This is a genomic window from Shewanella sp. (assembly GCF_048265805.1).
In the GTDB taxonomy this organism is placed as follows: Bacteria; Pseudomonadota; Gammaproteobacteria; order Enterobacterales; family Shewanellaceae; genus Shewanella.
Genome location: NZ_JBLXAT010000066.1, coordinates 1 through 5,293, shown reverse-complemented (window position 1 = coordinate 5,293; position 5,293 = coordinate 1). Strand labels below are relative to the sequence as shown.

Annotated in this window: 6 protein-coding genes; 5 read left to right on the top strand and 1 reads right to left on the bottom strand. The window is 46.3% G+C overall.

Features of this window, described 5'->3' with window-relative positions; all coding sequences use genetic code 11:
- The first annotated feature begins 291 nt into the window (after positions 1–291).
- Complete coding sequence (locus ACN0TT_RS20565) at positions 292–489, top strand: hypothetical protein (RefSeq protein WP_417763981.1); 198 nt, start codon at positions 292–294, stop codon at positions 487–489.
- A 141-nt stretch (positions 490–630) separates the two neighbouring features.
- On the top strand, positions 631–1,839 hold the full coding sequence (locus ACN0TT_RS20560; protein WP_417763980.1) for a multidrug effflux MFS transporter: 1,209 nt from the start codon (positions 631–633) through the stop codon (positions 1,837–1,839).
- A gap of 4 nt (positions 1,840–1,843) precedes the next feature.
- Here the strand turns inward: ACN0TT_RS20560 and ACN0TT_RS20555 are convergent, their stop codons facing one another.
- Positions 1,844–2,737 (bottom strand): LysR family transcriptional regulator, encoded by an 894-nt coding sequence (locus ACN0TT_RS20555; RefSeq protein WP_417763979.1) that lies wholly within the window; start codon positions 2,735–2,737, stop codon positions 1,844–1,846.
- A 304-nt stretch (positions 2,738–3,041) separates the two neighbouring features.
- Here ACN0TT_RS20555 and ACN0TT_RS20550 point away from each other — a divergent pair, with 304 nt between their 5' ends.
- The 3 genes from ACN0TT_RS20550 to ACN0TT_RS20540 all read left to right on the top strand — a co-directional run.
- A complete protein-coding gene (locus tag ACN0TT_RS20550; RefSeq protein WP_417763978.1) occupies positions 3,042–3,194 on the top strand; it encodes a hypothetical protein in 153 nt (50 codons plus the stop codon).
- 40 nt (positions 3,195–3,234) lie between these two features.
- A complete protein-coding gene (locus ACN0TT_RS20545) occupies positions 3,235–4,218 on the top strand; it encodes an aldo/keto reductase (RefSeq protein WP_417763977.1) in 984 nt (327 codons plus the stop codon).
- A gap of 176 nt (positions 4,219–4,394) precedes the next feature.
- Positions 4,395–5,293 (top strand): efflux RND transporter permease subunit (locus ACN0TT_RS20540; protein ID WP_417763976.1); only part of this gene is annotated, 899 nt, incomplete at its 3' end.

The following is a 5,293-nucleotide window of genomic DNA, read 5'->3' as shown; positions in this document are numbered from 1 at the left end:
TGCTAAGAACAAAGAGCTATTCTTGATTGATGGCGCAACGCATATTCAGACGTACTGGAAGCCTGAATATGTCAGTCAAATCATGGATAAACTCTTACTGTTTTATCATGAAAATCTGCTATAAATTATTGAGTTAAAGCAGCGTATATCTTCTTATATCTAACTTAAGACAAGTTATTTGGGCTCCGTGGAAAGATAGGTCTGAGTCCAAATAACAGGGTACACGCACGACTTTATGAGCACACGTGGAAAGTCAGAAATACCGATCACTCCGCGAGATGTCCAAAAGAATTGGATCGGATCAGTTTCGCCGGTTCTAATATCTTCGGTATAGGCGAAACTCAGGAACTGTTTGATTTTTATGCTAAGCATAAGATCACTGCAGACATTTACCTCATCAAAGCTGATGGGGTAAATGAAGTGTTTGAGCGTTCAGCAAAAGACGATGTTAAATCTCGCTTTGTGGTCGATATGAAAACCCAGCGCTAAGTGTTTGAACCTAAACTTGAGTTAAACACAACGTGCATTGACGTTACGTGTTATCACTGCACTGTTATTTTCCCCCCGCGCAGCTCAATATTGGGCCAGATGTAGTGACAGCCCAGAAATTGATGTTGGTAAACCTCTTCTATGAAATTACTTGAACTTAATGCAAGCCCGAAAGCGGCGAAGACGAGTGCGATGTTTATCAGCATCCTTGGTGCTTTGATGGCGTTTACTTCGTTATCAACCGATATCTATTTGCCTGCCATGCCGCAAATGGCTAAAGATCTACAAGGCGATGCTGAGTTGACCATTACTGGCTTTCTTATCGGCTTTGCTATCGCTCAACTTATTTGGGGACCTATCAGCGACAGGTTTGGCCGTAAACCACCGCTATTTATTGGTCTGGTGTTGTATGCCATTGGTTCTGCTGGCTGTGCTTTATCCACAGAGATCCACCAGATAGTGTTATGGCGTGTCTTTCAAGCGGTTGGTGCGTGCGTAGGTCCTATGTTGGCACGGGCGATGATCCGCGATCTGTTCTCCCATGTTGAGGCGGCGCATAAACTTTCGACCTTGACCATTATTATGGCGATTGCACCCATAATCGGACCATTATTTGGCGGGCAGATCATCAGGTTTTGCAGTTGGCATAGTATTTTCTGGTTATTAAGTATTGTTGGGTTGCTAATGCTGTTCGCCATCTACTTAATTCCAGAAACACTGCCATCGGATAGACGTAGCTCAGCATCACTAGTGCGCGCAATGAAAAATTATGGCTGGTTGCTTAAGCAACGCAGTTTTGTCACCAACGCGTTGTGTGTGTGCTTTTTTTATATTGCAGCCTATGCCTTTATTACGGGGTCCCCCTTTGTTTACATTGATTATTTCGGCGTAGATCCACAGCACTATGGGTGGCTGTTCGCCGTCAATATTGTTGGTGTTATGTTGTTGAGTTTTGTTAACCGTCGTCTGGTGCATAAATTTGCCTTAAAAAGCCTGCTTGCTGGTGCGACAGTGATTGCGGCACTGGCAGCTATCGTTCTGATGCTGTTAGTGGCGTTGTCGTTGGCTAATATGTGGCTGGTAGTGGTGTGTATATTTGTGTTCTTCTCAATGAACGGCATTATCGCCGCCTGTGCGACTGCAGCTGCATTAGCGAAAATGTCGCATATTGCGGGCTCAGCATCGGCATTGATCGGTGCTATGCAGTACGGCAGTGGAATTGTGTCGTCACTATTATTAGCGCTGTTTTTAGATGGCACACCGTGGACAATGAGTTGGATCATCGCGCTATTCACGGTGCTGAGTATGTTGATGGCCAGTGCCGCACCTGCAGTTGATGCGGCAGAATAGGGCGTTATCCTCGATAGCGCAAAGCTTCGACGACGATGGAGAAGGCGGTTGAATGATTACGACGGTTTGGATAGTAGAGCGAGTAGCCCTCAAAGGCCGGACTCCAATCTTCCAACACACGTTCGAGTTGACCATTCGCTAAGGCATCAGCCGCCATATCTTCGGGAATGTAACATAAGCCAAAGCCCTCAATCGCAGCCTGCAAAATATGCACACTGTCGTTAAATGCAAGTTGCCCCGAGGTGCGTACGACTTGTTCCTGACCTTCTTTCTCAAATTCCCACGCATAAAAGCCACCATAGGTAGGCAAGCGCATGTTGATACAGTTATGTTGCTTAAGTTCTTGTGGCTCTGTTGGCTTCCCGTATTTGGCAAAATATTCAGGGCTAGCGACTGCTGCAAGCCTCATGGGAGGGGATATCGTTACACCAATCATATCTTTAGGGAGGGATTCTCCGAGACGTACGCCAATGTCAAAACGGTCTGCAACGATATCGGTAAAACGGTTATCCGCTGAGATCTCGATCTGTAAATCAGGATATTGATGCAAAATTTTACTGATTTTAGGCCAAATAAGATAAGTCACTGAATGCTTTGAGCAACTGATACGCACTGTGCCCATGGGGTTGCCACGCAGGTCGCCCAGAGACGTCAATGCAGCTTCAATTTCTTCAAAGCGGGGCGCTAGGGTGGCCAACAGTTTTTCGCCCGCCTCAGTTGGCGAAACACTGCGGGTACTGCGAGCCAGTAAACGGATTTCTAATCGCTCTTCCAAACCACGCAGTGCATGGCTTAAAGCAGATTGTGATACCCCAAGCTGTGAAGCTGCTTTAGTAAAGCTTCCCTCGCGTGCCACTACCATAAAAGCGACCAAGTCATTTAAATTTTCTCTTAGCATCTGGTATCTCGCTGCTGCATGTCGTTATCGCTTTATACTCTAGTATGAATCAATTTTACTCACAAACAGTTTGTATCTATGAATTAAACTCATAGGTTTGTGCAGCTTTTGCCCACTAATGCCGCGTTTATTTGGTTGATAAAATCAGGAAATCCTTTTGCTGGCTGAGTTAAGTAGCTGTAACCAAATATCGGAGCAACTTATGGAATATATACCACTCAACAACGGCATCAGAAGCTTAAAGCCAGATCTTAGAGATTGAAGCACTCATAATCGTTCTGTTGCGCAAATTGTACTGCGTTGGTTGGTACAACGCCGAGTGGTGGTTATTCCTACAACTGTTACCGCTAGCCGTATGCAGGCAATTGCCAAGTTTGATACTGAACAGAGTTGCTTCTCTGAGCATCGTGATACCACGATGGTGAAGTGGTTCGCAGATCTGCATTACGACGTGTAACGCTGAAAGATGAAAAGTGACACACATTAAGGAGTAAACAATGCAAACACGTTCATTAGGAGCCGCAGGGCTTGAAGTCTCCGCCATTGGTTTAGGCTGTATGGGATTAAGTTTTGCTTATGGTCCCTCAACCGAAAAATCACAAGCCATTGAATTGTTACGGAGTGCTTATGAGCAAGGCGTAACCTTTTTTGATACTGCCGAATGTTATGGCCCATTTACTAATGAAAGCTTGCTTGGTGAAGCGCTAAAGCCGATGCGACAGCAATTGGTTATTGCCACCAAGTTTGGCTTTGTCGAAGGGGTTCCTGCAAAAGGGTTAGACAGTCGGCCGGAGACCATTCGCCGAGTGGTAGATGAATCACTCGAGCGGTTGCAAACTGACTATATCGATCTGCTGTATCAACATCGCGTTGACCCCAACGTGCCTATGGCGGACGTTGCTGGTTGCGTAAAAGACCTTATCGCAGAAGGCAAAGTACGAGCCTTTGGCCTATCTGAAGCTGGGGTTGCGGCTATCAAACAAGCTCATGAAGTACAGCCTGTTACCGCATTGCAAAGTGAATATTCGCTGTGGTGGCGGGAGCCAGAACAAGAAATTCTGCCAACACTGGAGCAGTTAGGCATAGGTTTTGTGCCATTTAGCCCCTTAGGGAAAGGATTTTTAACTGGTGCGATTACTGCTGATACTCAATTTGGTGCGCAAGATTTTCGGGGCAGCATTCCACGTTTTCAAGCTGACGCTATCCGCGCTAACCAAGTATTGGTTGAACTTATTAGCGATATCGCCAGCGGTAAAAATGCCACTAACGCGCAAATAGCGTTGGCGTGGGTGTTAGCACAAAAATCATGGATGGTACCTATTCCAGGGACTACTAAGCTTAGTCGTCTACAAGAAAACATTGCCGCCGCCAATATTGACTTGAGCACTGACGAATTGCGTCAGATCTCCAATCAATTAGCGCAGTTAGAGATTGTGGGACACCGCTATAACGAGGCGACACAGAAGATGGTTAATCGCTAATGATCTAACACATCTGCTCAGTTAAGCGGATGAAATACGCGCTTGGCTGAGCAGTTCTAACACCTTCACAACAGTACTTATGATTTTAATTCATAGCCTTATTCTGAGTTGGTTGCTAATTAAGTTCTCACTTAATTGTTAACTTGCAACATTGTCGTAAATTTTTGGGAGCCATCATGCAGTCATTGGTGCGTATTGCCCTGAGCAGACCCTACACCTTTATTGTGCTCGCATTGCTCATTTTAATTCTGGGGCCATTGGCCTTTGTCAGAACACCTACCGATATCTTCCCTGAAGTGGATATTCCGATTATTGCGGTAGCGTGGCAGTACAAAGGTTTGCCGCCAGATGAAATGGCCGGACGGATCAACACTCCATTCGAACGGGCGCTCACCTCTACGGTGAATAACATCGAACATATTGAAGCCAACTCCTATACCGAGTTTGGCATTGTCAAAATCTTCTTTCATCCCACAGTGGATATCAATATGGCAAACGCGCAGGTGACTGCAGTAGCACAAACCATGTTGCGGCAAATGCCATCGGGCACACAGCCACCTTTGATTGTTAACTACAGTGCAGCCACAGTGCCAGTGTTGCAGTTAGCGCTCTCCGGCAAAGGCTTGACCGAACAGCAATTGGCCGACTTAGGCATGAATCAACTGCGGACACAATTGGTTACGGTACCAGGCTCGGTTATCCCCTGGCCGTATGGCGGTAAATCACGGCAGATCACCATTGATTTAGATCCAGAAGCACTGCGAGCTCGAGGCTTAACTGGCCAAGACGTGGCTAATGCGCTCGCTAACCAAAACTTGGTGATCCCCGCCGGTACGCAAAAAATCGGTGATAAGGAATACACCATTCGCCTCAATAACTCACCGCGTTCGCTTGAAGATATTGGCGAATTTCCAGTTACTGCGGTGAACGGTGCAATGGTTTACATACGCGATGTAGCTAGCGTGCGCGATGGTAGCGCCGTACAGACCAACATCGTGCATGTAGATGGTGGCCGCTCGGTGCTGATGAATATTTTTAAAGGGGGTAAAACTTCAACTCTGGACGTGATTGACGG